This window comes from Pseudoalteromonas sp. T1lg23B (assembly GCF_002964665.1).
In the GTDB taxonomy this organism is placed as follows: domain Bacteria; phylum Pseudomonadota; class Gammaproteobacteria; order Enterobacterales; family Alteromonadaceae; genus Pseudoalteromonas.
Map to the genome: position 1 here is coordinate 1 of NZ_PQBZ01000042.1, position 16857 is coordinate 16857.

The window sequence follows — 16857 nt, forward strand, 5'->3', positions numbered from 1 at the left end:
ACGGGTTTTATATCTGAGCCGTCTGTATGGTGGCGAATCCCACCATGCTAAACTCAACTCCGTCACCCTGAACTTGTTTCAGGGTCCATTTCGACGTAAACACAAGCTATGAACTCTTTACCCTTCCTCTTAATCGAGATAAGCATCACAACTGTAGTGTGCTAACCAATCCTGCCAATGTTGCTGATTTTGATTTAGCCATTGCTCACCAACCTGCTGCGTTGATTGCGAATGCACATTTACTTGTAACGAGAATTGAGCTAGTTCTTCACCGCTAAAGGTCATGCTCCTTAAAATATCGAAAGCACAAGGCATTGCTTGTGGAAATTCCTTGGCGGTCACTTTTTTGACCCAGCGCGCTTTGGGGTTGCCACAATCATATAAAAATTGCTTGCTAGACCCCCATTCAGGATTAGTCTCACATTCTGGTGCGTAGTCTGGAAACTCAACGAATTCGCCGTCATATTGCGTATCTACCCAGTTTGGCGTCCAATTAAATATGAGTATTGGTTTCTTTTGGTTATAGGCTTTTTGTAATAATTTCACCAGCGAGGCGTCATCAGATAAGCTAATTACGCGGTAATTCAAATTAAGCGCTCGGATCCGAGCTGAATCGTTTCGCTCCCATGGCCCTGTGTAATATACCCCGCGAGGGTCATCGCCCTCACTAAACACCTTGGCACAGTTATTTAGAGCTTTCCAATCAGGTAGTTGTGGGCACAAGTCAGTCACGTAACTCGGATACCACCAGTCTTCGCGCGTTTTAATCGAGTAGGTTCCTGCCTCTTGAATACTTTGTGATTCAATTAACTGGGTAAGCTTGTTTTCCTTGTTCCCCTGCCATACCTCAACTTGTACATCAACATAGTTGTATTTGAGGTAATACCATTGTCCATCAGTGGGAAGAGAAACAAACTTGGTTTTAAAGCCAACTTTTTCCAGCAGTTGACTGTACACGTTTGAAATAACTTGTTGACTCGCCCAGTCGTTGAGCACAATGCGAACTGTTCTCGCGCTCACGTCCTGAGAACTGATAGAGGTCAGCGCCAACATAATACATGCCAATCTATGATTGTTTGCCATTAACTAACCCTCTGAAATTGATTGATATTATCTAAGGTTAGCCGTGTTTTTTGATTTTCGCTAAGAAAACAACAATGAAATTGAGTTTATCCTAGAGGTAAAAATACATCCGTGCGCAAATCACACTCGTTCACTTCATGAATTAAATTTAAATACTCGAAGAAACAATTGTGCTCTCCCAACTGTTCACCACTTTGTGGCAACCACTGCTGATATAGCGCATAGATGGTGTTTTCCAACGTGTCATGACTGCCAATATGAGTTGCTTTTGCACAGCGCATAGCTGGGATCACTCCCGCTTTCACCCCAAATGAATTCGGCTCTACTTCGTGCAACTTAGGAAGCAAAGAACCACAAATTTTTAAGCGAAAGTCTTCTTCATCCATAGTATTTGGATCTCCATTCGGCATGCCAAATGTACGGCAAGATTTCACTGGCGAACAACGACTTTGTTTACGCCACGCAACAAAATTCCCAGCTGTTGTATATACTTTTTTGGGGTCACCACAGTGTGTTAGATAGGCGATAGGTGTTTGAGGAAAATCGATAATTTCTACGTCTAGTGCTGCATCGCTTAATACTGGCAGAGTAAAATCCAGCACTTGATACCAATTTGGCCAATTGGGCGTTTGCCTAAACTGACTGGGAGTTTGGGAAAAAGTGCGTTTGAAAGCTCGGGAAAATGCCTCCGCACTGTCAAACTGTGCAGCCAAGGCAATGTCGATGATTTTAGTTGTACTTTCAAAAGCCAATTGGAACGATGCGCGTTTTAACCTCGCCAGTTGTACAAACTTGGTCACACTCACTCCCGTATAGGCTAAAAATACACGATGGAAATGAAAACGAGATAAAGCCGCCACTTCGCTCAGCTCAGCTAGGTCCAATTGCTCATCCAAATTGTGGCTAATAAAATCGCATACGCGCTTAATTCGCTGTTCAAGAGTCTCTTTATGTATCATCGAGTTATTATCTTATCTAAAAAATACCTAGTATGAGCGTGATGTTCGTCGCTTTCTTGATTCAGATTGCGATTTACCTGCTAGCTATTAATTATAACGCGCAGGTCATGGTCGCTGAAATACCACCGCTCTAATACTCTAAAAGCACCTACACTATATTTAGCTTTCAGCATACGCTGATCCATACAACAACGAGTAGAGGAATAACATAACCATGAATTTCATTAATCCATTTGCAAATAACACACAGCTTAGCGATCTGAGCGCTTTACTCGGTCGCATTGGTTTATCAATGATTTTTATTCTGGCAGGTGTGAACAAAATCCAACAATATGAAGGTACGGCGCAGTATATGGCATCTGCGGGCGTACCATCGGCACTACTCCCCTTAGTTATCTTGCTTGAAGCGCTTGGAGGGTTGTTTATTCTTGTTGGCTTTATGAGCCGACTAACTGCGCTGGCACTGGCCGTATTTTGTGTTCTCAGTGCGGTGTTGTTTCACGCCAACTTTGGGGATCAAATGCAGTCTATTATGTTTATGAAAAACATCGCCATTGCGGGAGGCTTTTTGATGCTTGCGGTGCATGGTGCTGGAAATTGGAGTATTGAGCGTATCATTTGCAATAAGATGGCGGCTAATAAACAAGCCGACTAACACCTATGTAATGCCTAGGATTCAACTTATATCTTAGGCATTACGCAACTGTGCAGTGGCTGCCATACATATTGTTCTATTTTTAGCGTGTCTCTTGTGCGTATACTCATAAAAGGATTGGGTATTCTCAACACCATACGCTGAGTAAAACGACTTCTTTGCAGCGCGTCTGCGATAATGGGATCACTCAAAAATAACTTTTCGAAGCTGCCATCCTCAATAGCCTGCTGCAAACCAAATGTGAGACGCTTTCTTAGCGTGTGGTTCTGTGGATTAACAAAAAAATACATGGCAGCGGGATAACACAAAGCTAGGTTAGGTTCGACCATGAGTTTGGGCCTTTGCGCTATTTCATCCCATGGCTCATGCAATGCCCTTGGGAAAAGCTCGAACCGTTTTTGAGCCAGCATATCATGCAGATGAGTAGCATCTCCCGTTGCAACGTCAAAACCTGTTTTTTCATAAATTTTTGTATCCGGCCAATCAATGCCGCTGCCTATTGAGTGATTAAAAAGCCATTGAGGGTTTTGAATTGCGGCAAACTTATCGGCGTTATCTTCATGGATCAACAATAAACGCGCCCCCATAAGACCTCTAAGCAATGGAATGTATACCACTCCCAGTAATTGTTCTCGTGTAATAGAGGTCACACTCCAGTGCACGTCAATAATGTCTTGATTGGCAAGTAAATCAAGTGTTCTACCTTGCGGGACATCCTTGAGAATAAGCGGTTTGAGCTCGTAACTGCCAAACTCTTCGATACTTTTTTCCAAAGCAAGACGCAACAATTCAATGTAATAACCTTGCTTCGAGTCATTCTCATATTCGGCAATATTATAACGAACTACCTGAACGGGTGAATGTTGTTCCTGCTGAGCGATCGCGATTTGGCTTACCAAGTACAGCAGCGCACACAGTATTAGGTGTCGCATAATGCACACAATCTCCTTGTCGAGGGCGTCTATCGATTAGAAACTAAAATTTGGTTTATCTGTGAACTGTTATTTTGGTACTAATCATCATAAAAATCCAACTTAGGCTCTGATGTTACATTCGACATAACATAACAGACCTTAAAGGTTACAGTTGTTCGTTTTGTCAGTCTCATTAGGCTGTTAATTGATCAGACATATACAAATTGGCCTTAGAAGTTATCAATCACCTTGGGTTAATGCTAAATTAGCCACCATCATTACAATCACTTTGTATTTGCTTTATGGTGCTTAATAAGCTCTTAAAACCACTGGGTATTATTTTAACGATGACACTAAGTAACACATCACTTGCCAGTTCACAGCTCCCTCTTGAGGTGCAGTTGGGGCAAAAACTCATGCTTGATTTTCGCTATTTTTGCCAACAGGGGCATAGTGAGACATGTAGAACGCCAATGACGTCCCTACCCTCACAGCTTGCCGATGTCATAAGCAAATATCATATTGGTGGTGTGATCTTATTCTCTGAGAATACCCAAGACATAGAGCAAATAGTTCATTTAAATAATCAACTTCAAGCCGCTGCTCACAAAGCCAAACACCCACAACCACTATTTGTAGCCATAGATCAAGAAGGTGGACGCGTGGCGCGCATTAACCGCGAGCAGGCAACCTCATTTACCGGCAATATGAGTATAGGTGCTACCTACCCCAAGCACGGTACGCACTATGCCAGCACTGTAGCAACAGCCATTGCGAAGGAGCTTGCCAGCTTAGGTGTAAACGTTAATTTTGCGCCCACTGTTGATGTAAACATGAATGCTGAAAACCCCGTGATTAACGTGCGATCATTTTCCGAGAACCCTGACGTGGTTGCCAAGCTGGGCGCAGCTCAGGTAAAAGCATTTGAGCAGCAACAGGTGATCTCCGCGCTAAAACATTTCCCAGGTCACGGTGATACCCATGTCGACAGTCATACAGGTCTGCCGCGCGTGGACCATGATGAGCAGACAATTTGGCAAAACGACCTTGCCCCTTTTCAAACAGTGATCAAAACCAACGCACCGGGCATGATAATGACGGCGCACATTCAATATCCAGCACTCGATAACAGCACGCTGGTCAACAAACATGGTAAGCACATGCTCAAACCTGCCACCATGTCGCGTAAAATAATGCATGAGCTGTTGCGCAAGAAGTTAGGCTACCAAGGCGTTATCATTACTGATGCACTCGATATGGCGGGTATCAGTGATTTTTTTGACGCCAACTCAGCTGTACTCGAAACTTTCAAAGCAGGTGTCGACATTGCATTGATGCCGATTGCTATTCGTACGCCTAGCGACATTGAAAAATTAACAAGGCTTTTGCAAACTCTCACCGAAGCCGTCAACCAAGGCCTGCTAGATAAGCACGAAGTGGCACAATCGGCGCAGCGAATTTATGAACTAAAAAACCGCTTTATTAAAGGCAGCACACAGGTTTCAAGCGGTATTGCGCGGGCAACATTAGGTAATCCCGGCCATAGAAAGTTAGAAGCAGAGCTCGCACTGGCGGCCATCACGCAAGTGAAAAACGCGGCCATGCTACCGGTTGAGGTCAAAACTCAAAACAAAGTGCATATTATTATGCCAGATCAACGTAAATGTGAGGCAATGCGCCAAGCGCTTGAACTATATAGTAAAGCCCCTTTACAAATTAGTTGTAGCAGCCTGCAAGGTTTTGATCCCAACATTGCACACGCAGCAATTAAGCAGGCCGATTGGGTGATTGGCGCACATGCAAGTCCGCAGCAAAGTGCTGTTGAAATTGGTGGTATGGAAGATGTCAGCAAGTTAGAAGAGTTCGCGCTTTCGCGCCAAGAGCAACCAAATGCGCTCAAAGCACTTTTACAATATGCCAAGACACAACAAAAACAAACACTCTTTATTAGCCTCAGAGCCCCATATGAAATCACTCAATTTGCCCCATACAGCGATGCCGTGCTGGCAAGCTATGCTTATAATATTGATGTAGATAATAACAATCGGGTTGCGGGGCCTGCCTTTAGCGCGCTAGCAAAAGTGATATTAGGCCAAGCGCGAGCTGAAGGCACACTGCCAGTAACAATTAAGTAGGATGGGATAGATGTTATTAAACTGTGATTTAGGTGAAAGCTTTGGCGCTTGGACTATGGGCTTAGATGAGCAAGCCATGGCCGTCATAGACTGTGCAAATATCGCCTGTGGTTTTCATGCTGGCGACCCAGATGTCATAGCCAAAACACTTCAACTCGCCAAACAGTACGGTGTTACCATCGGTGCTCACCCTAGCTACCCTGATTTGCAGGGCTTTGGGCGTCGTTCTATGAAGCTCTCACCACACACACTGACAAATACTTTGCATTATCAAATATCCGCTTTGGATGGCATGGCACAATGCCAAGGATTGTCTGTCACATACGTAAAACCCCACGGTGCACTTTATAACGACATGATGGCAGATGAATCTACCTTACAGACCGTGATCCAAGCTATCGCCCATTACCCTAAGCCTTTAAAACTGATGATTTTAGCGACCGCAAAGCAAGAGCAACATAAGCAACTCGCAGCCAAATATGGGGTTAGTCTTATATTCGAAGCATTTGCTGATAGACTTTATACGGATGAAGGCTTATTGACGCCACGCAGCCTGCCAAATGCCGTACATAACAAGCCTGCGCTGATGGCACAGGTGAAGCAATTGGTTGCACTGGGCTCTGTTACCACCGACACAGGAAAACAACTACCGCTAAAAGCCGATACGCTATGTGTGCATGGCGACAATGAAGCCAGTATTGCGCTCGTCAAAGAGATCAGTATTCTACTAACTCAAAAATAACTACTCTAAAACCTGACGATCGCCATGACTCGGAGGGGTCGAAATAACCAGCATGTACAGAACTTCTGATGATACATTTTTTAGTTGATGTGGCGTCTTAGCACTAACATGCACGCCCTGCCCCGCGGCTAGGCTGAGTACTTCACCAGCGAGCTCCAATTGAGCACATCCTTGTAAAATATAGAAAAACTGCTCTGAAAAATGATGAAAGTGCCTGACTTCTTGCGCTCCTGGCGGTACACGCTCTTGTATGACACTCATGTTTGACGTTGCGACTAAATGCCAACCATCGCATACACCACCCCACTGATAATGTTCTGAGTCATCAGTCGTTACGACTTTACTCATCATCTTTCCCACCATTATTTAACAGTCACACTTATTCACAGCCAATAAAAAGCCGAGCATAAGGCTCGGCTTCAAATTACCATCACTGACTTAGTTTTTCACGATGGCATTATGATAAACGTTTTGTACGTCATCACAGTCTTCTAACATGCCCATGAATTTTTCAAAGTTAGCAATATCATCTGCATCTGTTATTTCAATATGTGTTTGTGGTACAAAAGTAATTTCGTCTACTTCAAAGTTAATACCTTCAAACGCTTCTGTCAGTGCTGTTTTAGCTTTGTAGTATTCAGTATGTGGTGCAAATACAGATACCTTGCCGTCTTCAACTTCAACGTCAGTAACATCCACATCAGCCATCATCAATGCTTCAAGAACCGCTTCATCGTCATCACCTTCAAAACCTAAAATAGCAAGATGGTCGAACATATGAGCAACACAACCTGGGCTGCCAATTTTTGAATCTGTTTTTGTGAACGGAAGACGTACATCTTTAATAGTACGGTTCGGGTTATCCGTTAAACAATCCACAATCACCATACAGTTACCAGGACCGTAACCTTCGTAACGAGCCGCAGCGTAGTCTTCACCCGCTCCACCGGCTGCTTTTTCAATAGCCTTGTCAATAACGTGCGCTGGGACCTGATCTTTCTTTGCTTTATCAATCAAACGGCGTAACGACAAGTTTGTTTCAGGGTCAGGGCCGCCATTTTTCGCGATAACGTAAATTTCTTTACCATATTTTGAGTTTACTTTGGTTTTTGCCGCCGCCGTTTTTGCCATGGCGTTTTTGCGGACTTCAAATGCTCTGCCCATCTTAATTCTCGTTTTAATAGATTAAATAAATTAAATTGGCGAGATTTTAACAAGACTCTCGCCATTGGGCTAGCGTTTGATGGGCTTTGTCTTGGGTTACTTAACCGAAAGCCTTTATAAGCTGCGGTAAATCATCAAACGAACGCAATATATGATGTGCTTGACTGGCATAATGAGGAATATCTTGCGGAGCATAGAGGCAAGAACGCATTTTAGCATTATGTGCAGCTTGAATATCGTAAAGGTAATCACCAACATACATGCAGTGCTTAGAGGCAAAGTGCCACTGTTTAGCGATATGTAGCAACCCACTTGGGTTTGGCTTGGCAGGCGCATCATCTCGAGTTAGCATCAGTGAGATTGGTACGTTACATTGGCTCAGCTTTAATTTCGCAGCTCGGCCAAAGTTACGGGTCACGATTGCCATCGGTATTTCCATTTGTGTAAGCTGTTCAAGACACTTAGCAACACCCGGCATCAACTGCGCACTTTGCGCATCCAACATTTCATGCTGATGTACGATATTCATTGCTTCTTGGCGCATGTATGGAGAGGGTAGTTGAGAGATAAAGTCTAGCAAATCCAGATCACGAGGACACCCAACTTGGGCTTTAATAAGTTGGAAATCCAATTCAGAACTCACCAATGTGCCATCTAAATCAAATATCACACCTTTAATTTGCTGCTGTATCATTACACTACTTTGTGAGCACGCCCGTGCATTAAGTTGTAACATTATTATCCCTGCCATTATCGGCGAATGTAGTTAAACCATAGGTTAGGAATAGCCATCTTGCAAAGCGCTTCCTTGATATTTCATCAGGTTATTGCTTATATGAGCCTTCCACTTATTGCACCTAACAAAATAAAAAAATCCAAATTTGTTAGCGACTGAAGGACATATTATCCTCCAACTAACGTGCAAAATCACTTTTCCTCTTAGAACAATAAAAAATAGTCTATACGAAAATTTGAATAAGTACGAAATATGGCAATAAAATACCGTGCCAACTCGCCATTTTTTCAAATTATTGTGTTTATTTTGTAAATAAATAAAAAAATCCAAATTAATAGTTGATATTTACTCGAAATTGTCTTTAAAATCCCGCACTTTTTTATTTCGTGCAAAAGTGCCATAAAAAGTTGGCCTCAGTTTTGCTCGTATAAATGAACCCGTTTAGCAATAGAAATGTGGTGAGCAGTATGGATTTTTACATCCTGAAAAAACAAGAGAAGCTCGTTGCCATTCCTGCGGATGAGCAAAATTGTAAAGAGTATTTAGACGATGGCTACTTTTATGTTGATAAAGTTGCAGCATGTAATGAAAAGTCAGCTTTAAAAGCGCTTCAAGCTAAGCAAGTCAAGGCTTTTAAAACCCCAGCCGTATTGTTATTACTTGTTTTACCTATAATTCTTTTTGCTTGGATGCAAATAAGCCGCTGACCAAATAGCTCAGGCAATGTTATATTAGCGTTTCTATCGTCAAGGAAACGCTGCATGAAAGTATTGCATACATCTGATTGGCATTTAGGCCAACAGTTTTATGAGCACAGTCGCACACAGGAACAGCAGGCCTTTTTGGATTGGCTGGTTGACATATTAGCATCGCAGAACATCGATCTGCTGCTAATCGCGGGAGACATTTACCATACGGCCACTCCACCTGCCAGTGCCGAACAACAACTCTATACTTTTATAAAGCAAGCAAAACATGCTTGTCCTGAGTTGCACGTCGTTATTATTGCTGGTAATCATGACTCAGCAAACCGTATTGAGACAGCCAAGCCTTTATTGCAACTGTTTGATACCCATGTCGTGGGGCGTTTTGATAGACACGCACCCGAGCAAGTAATCAAAACCGTTGAAACCAAAAACGGTACAGCTCATATCATTGCAATGCCGTTTCTACGCGTTTCAGACATTTCGATGACTAGTGATATCAGTTATCAAAGCGCAGTTGCGGAAGCTTACGATCAAGCCATAGCATTAGCCAAACCACTTACAAAACAAGAACCGCTCATTCTAATGGGCCATTTGCACGCCAAAGGTGGAGATATTTCCAGTGATTCTGAGCGCAATATAGCAATTGGTGGATTTGAGTCGATAAATGCCAATATTTTTGGCCAACACGCAGATTACGTGGCGCTTGGACACTTACACAAAGCCCAAAGCGTCGCGAAAAGCGAGCATATTCGTTATAGCGGCACACCACTGCCGATGTCGTTTTCCGAACGCAACTACCAACATCAAGTTTTGATAGCGGAGTTTGATGGTAAGCAACTTAAATCTGTAAACCCCCTTTACGTCCCACGTTACCAAGAGGTTTTGCTCCTGCCAGAGCGCGGAGGCGCTGACTTAGATAGCTTGTGTGAAATGATCGATACGCTTGAGTTTGAATCGGATGTGCCTCCGACTTATATCCGTTTACGTTTAAACAGTAGTGAGACAAATAGCCAGTTCCGTGCAACTATTGATGAAGCGTTAAAAGACAAACCTGTCTTGTTTTGTGGCATCGAACGGGTGAATGAGCTAGCTCAACAACAAAATGAGACTTTTACAGATTTAGGTCAAGTTGAACAACTGGACCCGATGACACTACTTGAACTCGCCTTTGCACAGCAAGTAGATGCCAGTCAATCCGTTCCAGATGCATTAAAAGATTGTCTTGCACACGTGATCAACTCCATGGATGAAGAGCCAAACACATGAAACTACTGAACCTTACCATCAGCAACCTTGCATCTTTGACTAAGGCTGCCGTTGATTTCGAACAGGCGCCATTAAATCACAGTGGGCTTTTTGCTATTACGGGTGATACCGGGGCAGGGAAGAGTACCCTGCTTGACGGGATCTGTCTGGCGCTTTATGGAAAAACTGCGAGATTAAGAAACGACCTAAAAAATACGGTGGTGTTTAATGGTGATGATATTAAGCTCAATGATCCCAGAAATCTACTACGCAGAGGATGCGCATCAGGGCAGGCCGAGGTGCAGTTTGTTGGGCAAGACGGTGAGCGCTACCTTGCTCGTTGGAAGATTGAACGAGCTAGAAAAAAGTCTGATGGCAAATTGAAAAGACCGGAACACATTCTGTTTAGAGTCGCGGATGAATCACAGCTTACACAATCTAGCAGCGCTACCGTAAGCAAAATAGAGCAACTGATAGGACTGAATTTTGAGCAGTTTACGCGAGCAGTATTACTTGCTCAGCATGAATTTGCAGCTTTCTTAAAGGCCAGTGCCGATGAACGTGCACAACTGCTGGAATGCTTAACCGGTACCGATAAATTTAGTCGGCTCGGACAAGCTATTTTTGAGCATCACAAAGCGAAAAAAAATGAGCTTGAGCAACTACAGAGTTCTCTCGCCAATTACCATATATTATCCGATGAAGAGTTAACGTCTCTTAAACAAACTATTGCAACTCTCAATGATCAACTTGGTCAGCTAAAAGCACAAAGCACACAATACCAGCAAGATATACAATGGCTCACCCAAGGGGAACAACAACAACTCAAGCTGCAGCAGTATCAACAGCAACTACAAGACTTAGAGTTAGACATACAACAACAGTCCACCGCAGTTGAACAGGCGCAACTGGCACAGCTTGCCCAGCAAATCGCCGATAACCGTAAGCAGGCGACTACACTGGCCAATCAACAGCAACACCTGACGCATCAACATGATGAGCTGGCAAAACAAGACTATCAACATCAACTAGAGCAACAACAATCACTTGTTGTTGAGTCTGAGTCGGCAAAGCAAGCGGCTCATGAAAAGTTAAAGAATCACGAGCCAGACATCAAGTTGGTACGAACACTCGATAACAAGCGCTATGCCACCTCGCAACAATTGGAAGACTGTAAAAAGCAGCTCGGTGTCAGCGAACAGCAGTTGTATGAACTTGACGAACAAATCAAGCAAACAGAGAAACAAATAGCTGACAACCGACAAGCACAAAACGAGCAGTTAAAGCTACTAGAGCAACACGCAGCATTAAAAGTGGCGTTGAATAATTGGTCTTATCTAGAGAGTGCTTTTGACAGCATTAACCAATCAGCACAGCTTATAGAAAGCCTTAAAAAACAATATAATAACCAATACAATGAACGCTGTGAATTAGAACAGAAACTTGCACCTTTAACTCTGCAAATACAAAACCAACAGAGTGAACAAGCTGTTTTACAAGAAAAATTAGACGCGCTGCAACAACAGTTAGCAACGCTAGATTATGAAGCACTTCAAAAGCAAAATTATAATTTAAAGTCGGCGCTACAGCTTTCGTTGGATGGACAACAATACGACCATGAATTGCTACAATTAGCCGCCAACATTGATAAATACCGCCACCAACAACACACTTTACAGCTCCAACTAGAAGATACTGAAAAGCAAGTAGATTTACAAAAACAAAGGGCATTGCTCACACAGGAGAATGTCACTCAGGTGCAGCTACGTGCCAGTGAAAAAGTCAGTGCTTTACGTGCCCAACTTAAGGCAGGACAGGAGTGTATGGTTTGTGGGGCAACAGAGCATCCTTATGGTGTTGATCACATAGACAGCCACTGGCAAAACCTAATTGCCGACTTTACAGATCAACAACAAAAAGCGGAACAAGCGCTGACACAAGCGCAACAGCGCCACAACGACCAAGTGATCGCCAATGAACAGGTGAATACCCAGTTACAAGTCTCTTTGCAGCGAAAATCACAACTACAAGAACAGCATGCAAAGATACACAGTGCTTTAACAGAGTTGGGCTTTGAAGATTATATTGATATTGAGCTAACAAAGCAGCATCTTGCAGAGATTGAGACAAAACTTAGCCGCTATAGTGAGCTGAGCAAAACTCAACAGCAACTTTGGCAGCAATTACAAACCCGCCAGCATGAGCTGACGCAAAGTCAAAATCAACATGGTGAAATGCAACAAAAAATACAGAGCCTAAGCGCAGCGCTGGAAGCCATTACTCAGCAGCAAAACAATGCTAACGATACCTTAGCGCAGTTAAAGCGCAAGGCACAGCAGCAATACTCTGACGACACATGGTGGCAACAGTATGAACACAATATGCACAGTGCTGTACAGTCGCTTACCAGCAAAGTTAAGGAATATGCCACATGGCAAACGACATTAGCTCAGCTACAGCATGTGCAGCAGCAACTGGATGCACAACAACGTAACGATGAACAGCATCAAAACAAACTGCAGCAAACGTTAACACAGCAAAAAAGCGTTTTGACACAACTGGAAAGCACCCTGAATGAGCTTGATTCCCAACGTCAAGAGCTACTGCCGCTGACCCGCAGCGCTGATGAGTGGTTTACTGAGCTGCAAACTCACTATGAGCAATGCAGTTCACAATGGACAACACATAAGAACACCTTGACCCAACTCGAACAAGCGGCGCGTCAACAGCATCTTCAGCTGGAGCATCTAAAAAGTCAGCTTGTTGATAATCAATCTCAGAAAGTTGCTGTTGAACAACGCTTTGATGAATGGCTGATGGCACAACGCCAACAGTACAGTGACCTCACGGCGGACACGATAACCGAATTGCTTGGCGTCCCATTTGCGCAATATGACCAAGTATTGAAAAACCACCAACAACTACAACTGCAACATACACAAGCATTGGCACGACTCAATCACCTTCATGAAGAGATTGAACAACATCAAGCACAGGCCAGAACAACAAAGTCATTAGAACAACTAACACAATTACACGGTGAGCTTAATCTGCAAATCGAGCAAGTACAGACACAATGGCTCGATAACAACACACAACTTAAACAGCATGAGCAAAATGTAGCAAACAGGCAGGCCCAACAAAATGAGCTATCACGAGTGCAAGAACAGTACGAACACTGGTATCTATTGGATAAACTACTCGGTGACGCAACAGGAAAAAAACTACGTAATGTAGCCCAAACACAAACCCTAAAGATCTTGTTGCAATACGCTAATCAGCACTTGAGCAGCTTATCAAAACGATATCGACTTACCATTATCGGCCAGTCTCTCAATATTGCGATTATTGACAAAGACATGGCCGATGAACAACGCTCAGTGAACACGCTCTCTGGAGGGGAATCATTTCTGGTATCTTTGGCACTAGCATTAGGGCTGGCATCCTTGTCAGCTAATAAGGTTCAGATCAGTTCATTATTTATCGATGAAGGTTTTGGAACATTAGACCCAGAAACTTTAAGTGTTGCATTGGATGCGTTAGACTCATTACAAGCTCAGGGACGTAAGGTGGGTGTTATCTCACACGTCAGTGAAATGACCGAACGAGTAGCAACTCAAATTCATGTTAAAAAACAACCGGGTGGCTATTCCAGCATTCAAATTAAAGGACAAGTCTAATGCCTAATTTTCACGCTGATGAGGCTCAGAATTACGAGCAACGAATCACCCGTCTCATTCCCGGCTATGATTTACTACATGAACTCACCGCCGCTCAGTTGAAAACTCTGCTGCCCGATGAAGCAACCATCCTTGTGATAGGCGCAGGCACAGGCAAAGACATTCTGGCCCTAGCACAGCTCAACCCACATTGGCACTTTATTGCACAAGATATTTCAGCGGATATGCTGGCAATCGCAGATCAAAATTTTACTAACTTAGGCTTGAGTTCAAGAGTCACCATTGTCTGCGGAGAACTCGACTCTAATATAGGCCATGTTGATGCAGCATTGTGTCTGTTAGTCATGCATTTCTTACCTGACAACGGAGACAAGCAAGCCCTGCTCAAAACAATCCGCGCGCAACTTCCCAGCCGTGCCCCCTTGTTCTTAGCAGATCTCATGGCTCCCGAAACTGAATTTGAACGAGAGTCACAACTCGTGGCATGTAGAGAACTTGGCCTGACCGAAGTTGGTGAGCAACGCATGCGTCATAACTTACAGCATGAGTTTTTTCCATTAGACAGAATGCGCTTGGCAGAATTACTTGAACAAAGTGGTTTTAGTACACCTCACAACTACTTCAAGGCGCTTGGTTTTGCTGGAGTTGTTTGTCGTGCCGAATAGCAACATAGCGAAGCTGTTTTTGCAACGTTTGTAGGTTGAAAGGTTTGACCATCAAACCGTCAATTTGTGCAGAGATCAGGTTTAGCACCGTTTCTTTATTATCATCACAAGTCACCACTAGAATGGCCAAATGAGGCTGATTTAGGTCTTTACGAACTTTGTCGATAAGCATTTTACCATTCATTTTAGGCATGTTTAAATCTGTAATGAGTAGATCAAAACGACTAGCTTCAAGCAGTTTCATAGCCTGTTTGCCATCGGTCGCTTCAACAATGTCTTCATACTCTAAACGACGTAACATATTTATCATTACATGACGCATTAATGGCATGTCGTCTACGACAAGAATTTTCATGCTGATGCCTCTGTCCTTGATCAGGTAAAAATGTGCTGTGGGGCTGTATTTTAGATTAGTTCAATTCCCGTAAAATATCGCATAGTTTATTGATTTTAATATTGCTTAGCTGTCTGTAATCCAAAAAAGGGCACACCACTAAACGGTTAATATGATCGACAGCAAACTCCTCGTCCAGCCACACCAGTGAGTTAGTAAAAATATGATCTCTAAACAACCTTTTGGCGTAAATTCTGCCTGCTATAACATGATAGCGGTATTGCGTAGCCGCTAAATCAGGTACAGAAAACAATAATGCTTCCTGACTATGACTTTGCAGTAAACACGCGTCACGATAGGTTTGCCAGCTATCATAGTTAGTAAAACTATGATCTGAACAATTCAGCTGGCCCAGTACTTTAGCGTACACATTGAAGATTTTCCGCCAGCCATTTCCCGATGCCTGATTGATCATGGCGATCTCACCTAAGCTAAGCGGTTGAACTGATTCTAGATTTTGATATTCGAGCATAGGAGGACTGTGCTCGACATATATCGCTATCAATCCAGAACTTACACCAAAACCACGAGTTAGTATTTTCATGACCTGGCTTTTGTAAGTATGCGGTCTAGCGCGTTACCAAACGCTTGTTTGTCTGCGCTTGAGAGCTTCGCAGGTCCACCACTCATTTCAACACCACTGCTACGCATCGTATCCATAAAGTCGCGCATATTTAATATCGACTTAATGTTATGGATAGTATATTCCTCACCACGAGGGTTAATTGCCAGCACACCTTGCTCCACAACCTCCGCTGCCAGTGGTATATCTGCCGTGATAACCACATCACCCTTTTGTGCACGTCTGACAATTTCATTATCCGCAATATCAAACCCCTTACTCACTTGTAGCAAACTCACGTATTGCGTAGCGGGCACTCGCATAGCATGGTTAGCGACCAGAGTGGTTACTGTTTTAGTGCGCTCAGCAGCACGAAAGATAATTTCTTTTATCACAGCAGGACATGCGTCTGCATCAACCCAAATTTTCATGGTCTTAGTTACCTGATCTAAAACTTAGTAGATTAATGATCTTAACGGTTCTTCTTCGCGTAACCTACAATTATTTGGATAAAAATACTTAGGAATTCGGATGAAAGCGTCAATTTTATGCGCCACGTTATTATTTTTACTAACTGCATGTACTGGCTTACCGCAAGGCATTGAGCCGGTGAACGGTTTTGAGCTACAAAAATACCAAGGAAAATGGTACGAGATAGCGCGACTTGATCACAGCTTTGAGCGTGGTTTAAATAATATCAGTGCAAACTACTCGATAAACGATGATGGCACCGTGCAAGTTATTAACCGAGGCTATGACGAACAGCAACAGTCATGGCAACTGGCCGAGGGCATAGCAAAGTTTGTGGGTGATGAAACGACAGGGCACCTCAAGGTCTCATTCTTCGGCCCTTTTTACGGCTCATATGTCATTTTTAAATTAGACACAGAGCAATATCAATACGCCTATGTTACTAGCTACAACAAAGATTATTTATGGTTACTTTCGCGCACTCCAAAAGTCGATAAAACCATCATGACGGACTTTGTTAGTACGGCGCAACAATATGGATTTGACGTGGAGCAATTAATCTACGTTCAACATAATGAAATACAGTGATAACTTACTTTATGGTTGTAAACCCCCTTTACAGTTTGATGACATTGGTTCCCCATTAAAGCTTGCTAAACATCATAACTGTATGAAAACTTTAACATTACTGTCAGGCACCTGTAACACATACAACCCAAGCTGTTGCTTCCTAAACAATAATTAG

The 16857-nt window shown here is 43.2% G+C and carries 17 protein-coding genes; 8 read left to right on the forward strand and 9 right to left on the reverse strand.

The window, feature by feature from the left end:
• Positions 1 to 129: 129 nt before the first annotated feature.
• Together C2M32_RS16595 and C2M32_RS16600 are read right to left on the reverse strand one after the other, a co-directional pair.
• Positions 130 to 1083: an ABC transporter substrate-binding protein gene (locus C2M32_RS16595; RefSeq protein ID WP_105169442.1), complete on the reverse strand. Its 954-nt coding sequence runs from the start codon at positions 1081 to 1083 to the stop codon at positions 130 to 132.
• An 86-nt stretch (positions 1084 to 1169) separates the two neighbouring features.
• The gene (locus C2M32_RS16600; RefSeq protein WP_105169443.1) at positions 1170 to 2042 is read right to left on the reverse strand and encodes an AraC family transcriptional regulator; all 873 of its coding nucleotides are present in this window, start codon (positions 2040 to 2042) and stop codon (positions 1170 to 1172) included.
• Positions 2043 to 2256: 214 nt separating this feature from the next.
• Between C2M32_RS16600 and C2M32_RS16605 the strand changes: the two genes are divergently transcribed.
• Positions 2257 to 2697 (forward strand): DoxX family protein, encoded by a 441-nt coding sequence (locus C2M32_RS16605; protein WP_105169444.1) that lies wholly within the window; start codon positions 2257 to 2259, stop codon positions 2695 to 2697.
• A gap of 26 nt (positions 2698 to 2723) precedes the next feature.
• Here C2M32_RS16605 and C2M32_RS16610 read toward each other — a convergent pair whose 3' ends face one another.
• Positions 2724 to 3629 carry a hypothetical protein gene (locus C2M32_RS16610; protein ID WP_105169445.1) on the reverse strand — a complete coding sequence of 302 codons (906 nt, stop codon included), beginning with the start codon at positions 3627 to 3629 and terminating at the stop codon, positions 2724 to 2726.
• Positions 3630 to 3958: 329 nt separating this feature from the next.
• On the opposite strand from C2M32_RS16610, the gene C2M32_RS16615 reads away from it, so the two are divergent.
• Together C2M32_RS16615 and C2M32_RS16620 are read left to right on the forward strand one after the other, a co-directional pair.
• On the forward strand, positions 3959 to 5746 hold the full coding sequence (locus tag C2M32_RS16615) for a glycoside hydrolase family 3 protein (protein WP_105170127.1): 1788 nt from the start codon (positions 3959 to 3961) through the stop codon (positions 5744 to 5746).
• A 10-nt stretch (positions 5747 to 5756) separates the two neighbouring features.
• The gene (locus C2M32_RS16620) at positions 5757 to 6488 is read left to right on the forward strand and encodes a 5-oxoprolinase subunit PxpA (RefSeq protein ID WP_105169446.1); all 732 of its coding nucleotides are present in this window, start codon (positions 5757 to 5759) and stop codon (positions 6486 to 6488) included.
• On the opposite strand, the gene C2M32_RS16625 is transcribed toward C2M32_RS16620, so the two are convergent.
• The 3 genes from C2M32_RS16625 to C2M32_RS16635 form a co-directional block, all read right to left on the reverse strand.
• The gene (locus tag C2M32_RS16625) at positions 6489 to 6839 is read right to left on the reverse strand and encodes a cupin domain-containing protein (protein ID WP_234401329.1); all 351 of its coding nucleotides are present in this window, start codon (positions 6837 to 6839) and stop codon (positions 6489 to 6491) included.
• 87 nt (positions 6840 to 6926) lie between these two features.
• Complete coding sequence (locus C2M32_RS16630) at positions 6927 to 7652, reverse strand: YebC/PmpR family DNA-binding transcriptional regulator (protein WP_105169447.1); 726 nt, start codon at positions 7650 to 7652, stop codon at positions 6927 to 6929.
• A 100-nt stretch (positions 7653 to 7752) separates the two neighbouring features.
• Positions 7753 to 8388 (reverse strand): HAD family hydrolase, encoded by a 636-nt coding sequence (locus tag C2M32_RS16635; protein WP_442792722.1) that lies wholly within the window; start codon positions 8386 to 8388, stop codon positions 7753 to 7755.
• A gap of 467 nt (positions 8389 to 8855) precedes the next feature.
• Here C2M32_RS16635 and C2M32_RS16640 point away from each other — a divergent pair, with 467 nt between their 5' ends.
• Genes C2M32_RS16640 through C2M32_RS16655 form a run of 4 tightly spaced genes read left to right on the forward strand, consistent with a single transcriptional unit; the run spans position 8856 to position 14685 of the window.
• A complete protein-coding gene (locus C2M32_RS16640; protein ID WP_070993794.1) occupies positions 8856 to 9095 on the forward strand; it encodes a hypothetical protein in 240 nt (79 codons plus the stop codon).
• A gap of 54 nt (positions 9096 to 9149) precedes the next feature.
• The gene (locus C2M32_RS16645) at positions 9150 to 10361 is read left to right on the forward strand and encodes an exonuclease SbcCD subunit D C-terminal domain-containing protein (RefSeq protein WP_105169448.1); all 1212 of its coding nucleotides are present in this window, start codon (positions 9150 to 9152) and stop codon (positions 10359 to 10361) included.
• Positions 10358 to 14020 carry an AAA family ATPase gene (locus C2M32_RS16650; RefSeq protein ID WP_105169449.1) on the forward strand — a complete coding sequence of 1221 codons (3663 nt, stop codon included), beginning with the start codon at positions 10358 to 10360 and terminating at the stop codon, positions 14018 to 14020. Before C2M32_RS16645 ends, C2M32_RS16650 begins: the two co-directional genes overlap by 4 nt.
• The gene (locus C2M32_RS16655; RefSeq protein ID WP_105169450.1) at positions 14020 to 14685 is read left to right on the forward strand and encodes a class I SAM-dependent methyltransferase; all 666 of its coding nucleotides are present in this window, start codon (positions 14020 to 14022) and stop codon (positions 14683 to 14685) included. The genes C2M32_RS16650 and C2M32_RS16655 overlap by 1 nt, the downstream gene beginning before the upstream one ends.
• On the opposite strand, the gene C2M32_RS16660 is transcribed toward C2M32_RS16655, so the two are convergent.
• Genes C2M32_RS16660 through C2M32_RS16670 form a run of 3 tightly spaced genes read right to left on the reverse strand, consistent with a single transcriptional unit; the run spans position 14642 to position 16072 of the window.
• A complete protein-coding gene (locus C2M32_RS16660; RefSeq protein WP_105169451.1) occupies positions 14642 to 15040 on the reverse strand; it encodes a response regulator in 399 nt (132 codons plus the stop codon). The two genes, C2M32_RS16655 and C2M32_RS16660, sit on opposite strands and share 44 nt — an antisense overlap.
• A 55-nt stretch (positions 15041 to 15095) precedes the next feature.
• Positions 15096 to 15623, reverse strand: coding sequence for a DUF6942 family protein (locus C2M32_RS16665; protein WP_105169452.1), 528 nt, complete (start codon positions 15621 to 15623; stop codon positions 15096 to 15098).
• Positions 15620 to 16072 (reverse strand): YaiI/YqxD family protein, encoded by a 453-nt coding sequence (locus C2M32_RS16670; RefSeq protein ID WP_105169453.1) that lies wholly within the window; start codon positions 16070 to 16072, stop codon positions 15620 to 15622. Before C2M32_RS16670 ends, C2M32_RS16665 begins: the two co-directional genes overlap by 4 nt.
• Before the next feature lie 100 nt (positions 16073 to 16172).
• Here C2M32_RS16670 and C2M32_RS16675 point away from each other — a divergent pair, with 100 nt between their 5' ends.
• Entirely contained in the window at positions 16173 to 16700 is a 528-nt protein-coding gene (locus C2M32_RS16675; protein ID WP_105169454.1) for a lipocalin family protein, read from the forward strand.
• The last annotated feature ends 157 nt before the right edge of the window (positions 16701 to 16857 follow it).

Excerpts from the sequence above, each read along its gene's own strand:
- C2M32_RS16595 (WP_105169442.1), bottom strand. The coding sequence starts at position 1,083 with ATGGCAAACAATCATAGATTGGCATGTATTATGTTGGCGCTGACCTCT.
- C2M32_RS16600 (WP_105169443.1), bottom strand. The coding sequence starts at position 2,042 with ATGATACATAAAGAGACTCTTGAACAGCGAATTAAGCGCGTATGCGAT.
- C2M32_RS16605 (WP_105169444.1), top strand. The coding sequence starts at position 2,257 with ATGAATTTCATTAATCCATTTGCAAATAACACACAGCTTAGCGATCTG.
- C2M32_RS16610 (WP_105169445.1), bottom strand. The coding sequence starts at position 3,629 with ATGCGACACCTAATACTGTGTGCGCTGCTGTACTTGGTAAGCCAAATC.
- C2M32_RS16615 (WP_105170127.1), top strand. The coding sequence starts at position 3,959 with ATGACACTAAGTAACACATCACTTGCCAGTTCACAGCTCCCTCTTGAG.
- C2M32_RS16620 (WP_105169446.1), top strand. The coding sequence starts at position 5,757 with ATGTTATTAAACTGTGATTTAGGTGAAAGCTTTGGCGCTTGGACTATG.
- C2M32_RS16625 (WP_234401329.1), bottom strand. The coding sequence starts at position 6,839 with ATGATGAGTAAAGTCGTAACGACTGATGACTCAGAACATTATCAGTGG.
- C2M32_RS16630 (WP_105169447.1), bottom strand. The coding sequence starts at position 7,652 with ATGGGCAGAGCATTTGAAGTCCGCAAAAACGCCATGGCAAAAACGGCG.
- C2M32_RS16635 (WP_442792722.1), bottom strand. The coding sequence starts at position 8,388 with ATGTTACAACTTAATGCACGGGCGTGCTCACAAAGTAGTGTAATGATA.
- C2M32_RS16640 (WP_070993794.1), top strand. The coding sequence starts at position 8,856 with ATGGATTTTTACATCCTGAAAAAACAAGAGAAGCTCGTTGCCATTCCT.
- C2M32_RS16645 (WP_105169448.1), top strand. The coding sequence starts at position 9,150 with ATGAAAGTATTGCATACATCTGATTGGCATTTAGGCCAACAGTTTTAT.
- C2M32_RS16650 (WP_105169449.1), top strand. The coding sequence starts at position 10,358 with ATGAAACTACTGAACCTTACCATCAGCAACCTTGCATCTTTGACTAAG.
- C2M32_RS16655 (WP_105169450.1), top strand. The coding sequence starts at position 14,020 with ATGCCTAATTTTCACGCTGATGAGGCTCAGAATTACGAGCAACGAATC.
- C2M32_RS16660 (WP_105169451.1), bottom strand. The coding sequence starts at position 15,040 with ATGAAAATTCTTGTCGTAGACGACATGCCATTAATGCGTCATGTAATG.
- C2M32_RS16665 (WP_105169452.1), bottom strand. The coding sequence starts at position 15,623 with ATGAAAATACTAACTCGTGGTTTTGGTGTAAGTTCTGGATTGATAGCG.
- C2M32_RS16670 (WP_105169453.1), bottom strand. The coding sequence starts at position 16,072 with ATGAAAATTTGGGTTGATGCAGACGCATGTCCTGCTGTGATAAAAGAA.
- C2M32_RS16675 (WP_105169454.1), top strand. The coding sequence starts at position 16,173 with ATGAAAGCGTCAATTTTATGCGCCACGTTATTATTTTTACTAACTGCA.